This window comes from Anaerococcus sp. (genome assembly GCF_030825785.1).
Taxonomy (GTDB): Bacteria; Bacillota; Clostridia; order Tissierellales; family Peptoniphilaceae; genus Anaerococcus.
The window spans coordinates 1-2738 of record NZ_JAPJPG010000077.1; the positions used below are offsets into that span (position 1 = coordinate 1).

General features: G+C 36.2%; 4 protein-coding genes. 2 read left to right on the top strand and 2 right to left on the bottom strand.

Translation table 11 applies throughout. The annotated features are described in order from the left end of the window. Nucleotides 1-293 precede the first annotated feature (293 nt). A complete protein-coding gene (locus RCH56_RS07535; RefSeq protein WP_306484365.1) occupies nt 294-536 on the top strand; it encodes a nitrous oxide-stimulated promoter family protein in 243 nt (80 codons plus the stop codon). Between the two features lie 22 nt (nt 537-558). Here the strand turns inward: RCH56_RS07535 and RCH56_RS07540 are convergent, their stop codons facing one another. Both RCH56_RS07540 and RCH56_RS07545 read right to left on the bottom strand, forming a co-directional pair. Further along, entirely contained in the window at nt 559-753 is a 195-nt protein-coding gene (locus RCH56_RS07540; protein ID WP_105301241.1) for a PTS ascorbate transporter subunit IIC, read from the bottom strand. Continuing rightward, nucleotides 753-1811 carry an SPFH domain-containing protein gene (locus RCH56_RS07545; RefSeq protein WP_306484366.1) on the bottom strand — a complete coding sequence of 353 codons (1059 nt, stop codon included), beginning with the start codon at nt 1809-1811 and terminating at the stop codon, nt 753-755. The genes RCH56_RS07540 and RCH56_RS07545 overlap by 1 nt, the downstream gene beginning before the upstream one ends. Nucleotides 1812-1946: 135 nt before the next feature. On the opposite strand from RCH56_RS07545, the gene RCH56_RS07550 reads away from it, so the two are divergent. Continuing rightward, the gene (locus RCH56_RS07550) at nt 1947-2720 is read left to right on the top strand and encodes an alpha/beta hydrolase (RefSeq protein WP_306484367.1); all 774 of its coding nucleotides are present in this window, start codon (nt 1947-1949) and stop codon (nt 2718-2720) included. Nucleotides 2721-2738 lie beyond the last annotated feature (18 nt).

Genomic DNA, 2738 nt, shown 5'->3' on the forward strand with positions numbered 1-2738 from the left:
TCTTACTTTTATATTTCATAATATATCTTAAAATTAATTGCCTTTATAATGTATACCCATATTGCTGTAAATATCAATCCAAAATTGGTCCACAGTTATTATCTAGAGGTGGTCCACATATAGTAAAACTTGACCACATTCTTCCTTTCCCCTAGGGGAAAGGCATTTTACATATATTTCATATATTTTTTGACCACTCTATTGTATCTTCCATCCTATAACCTTTTCCCTAGACATATCCATAATATGGGCTTTATGAGCTAGTCTATCTACTATGGCCCCAGTAAGCATTAGTGAGCTTAAGGATTACGTTAGAAGGAGGCTTTCTTCTTGCTCACATGGTTCTAATAAGCCCTTCTGTTCTTTATTGTAAGATCCATTGCTATGAACCAGCAAGACGAGAAGAGATTCGAGAAGTTATGAGATTTTCAGGTCCACGTTTTAACTTCTATAGACCAGGCAAGTCTATAAAGCATCTATTATATAAAACTAGTTTTATAAGAAAACTTGCAAGTAAAAAGTCCTACAGAAAATAATATTTACAGTAGGACTTTTTGCTTACTCAATATCTAAGTCTAATGGTTCATCAATAGTTTCTGATACATATTTGCCGTCTTTTTTTCTTTGTTTGACACATTCTGTAAGTAGGTATTCTATCTGCCCATTTATTGATCTAAAATCATCTTCGGCCCATTGGGCAATTTGCTTGTAGAGTTTTTCCGATACCCTTAGGGGTATTTGTTTTTTGGCCATCAATACAAGCTTCCTGTATTGACTATTGGGCTTGCTTCATGGTTGCCGCAAAGAACAACTAGGAGGTTTGATACCATAGCTGCTTTTCTTTCTTCGTCTAGGTCGACTACTCCATTTTCTTCAAGCTTTTCAAGGGCCATCTCTACCATGCCCACTGCTCCATCTACTAACATGGCTCTAGCGTCGATTAGGGTTGATGCTTGTTGTCTTTGAAGCATTGCTGCAGCGATTTCAGATGAGTAAGATAGGTGGGTAATCCTTGCTTCTATTATTTCAAGACCTGCAAATTCTACTCTTTTTTGAATTTCTTCCTTGATTCTCCTGGCTACTATTTCACTAGAACCTCTAAGAGATCCATCATCTGGCTCTCCATCGCCTGTTGTGTCGATTTGATAATGAGGATTTACATCGTAAGGATATTGGCGAACAATATTTCTTAGGGCTGTATCTGTTTGTAGGGAAAGATATTCCTTGTAATTGTCTACATTAAATACCGCCTTGGCAGTGTCGTTTACCTTCCACATTACTGCTATGCCAATCTCTACAGGGTTTCCTAAATAATCGTTGATTTTTTGTTTGCTGTTATTTAGGGTCATTACCTTTAGGGAGATTTTTTTATTGGTAGATTGGTAGGAATTAGACTTATCGAAAATCTTTATGCCATCACTCACATCTCCAGATTGGCCTAGCTTGGTGTTGGCAGCAGGATTTACTGCTGAAACGAAAGGATTCACATAATAAAAGCCCTCGCCCTTTATGGTTCCAATATATTTACCAAAAAGTGTTAGAACCAGTGATTCTTGAGGTTTTAGAAGCTTAAGACCTAAAAGCATGATCCAACCTAAGGCTGCAAAGACAATTCCTATTACTAGAAATACTATATTTAGGCTTGAGTAATTACCACTATCGATAATATTTCCATTTACCACTATTGTCAAAATGGCTCCTGCTAGGAGGATGAGGTAGACCAAAAGCATTAGAAGACCATTTTTCTTTGCCTTAAGGATCTTTTCTTCGACATTATCAGAGTTTTCGAGTTTCTTTTCTAACTTGTCCATAATTTTCTCCTTATTTATTTGATATCATTATGATATCATTATAATTTCATTTGGTCAATAGGCTTAGATAAATTTTACAGAACTTTTACAAAATTTCTTCTAAAGCTTTGGGGTAAGTATATACTAGGAGGAGATATGAAATATTTATATAAAAGTATCAGAGCAAAAAACAATGACTTAATCAGGGGAGTCCTCAATACTCCTGATGATTTTTGTGAAAATAAAAAATACCCAGCAATAATATTCTTCCATGGTCTTATGGATGATAGAAATGGGATTAATTATATGTCTATCCAGCATGCTAAATATCTAACTGCAGCGGGTTTTCTGGTTTATAGATTCGACTTTAGGGGATGCGGAGAAAGCGAGGGAAGCTTTTTCGATCTAACCTTCACTAGACAGATAGAAGATGCCCAGATTATCTATGACTTTGTAGAAAAAGAGAAATTTGTAGATAGGGATAAGATATTTATCAGGGCCCACTCCATGGGAGGAGCTGTCGCCATAAAGCTAGCCCAGCTTAAGGAGCCTAAGGGTCTTATACTCTATGCACCAGGAAGCAACTATTCCTTGGAAAACTCAAATCTTATAAGGTCCTTAGAGGATTTATCCAAAAGTCAGATGCTTGGGGAAAAGGACCTGGGAGGTCTTAGACTATCGGCTAAGATTGTAGAAGATAGTAGGAAATATAATTTCCTAAAAATGGCGGAAGAATATAAGGGCAAGGTCCTTATGATTAGGGGAGAGAAGGATCCAGTAATAGAAAAAGAATCCATGACCATCCTAGAAGAGAAGTTCACGGATTGTAAATACATAGAAATAGAAAATGTCGGTCATAACTTCACAAGTTATGAGAAAAGACTTGAGATATTTGCCTTAACTAATGACTTTATTAGAGAAAATATTTAGGATTTCTTCTCTATTGTG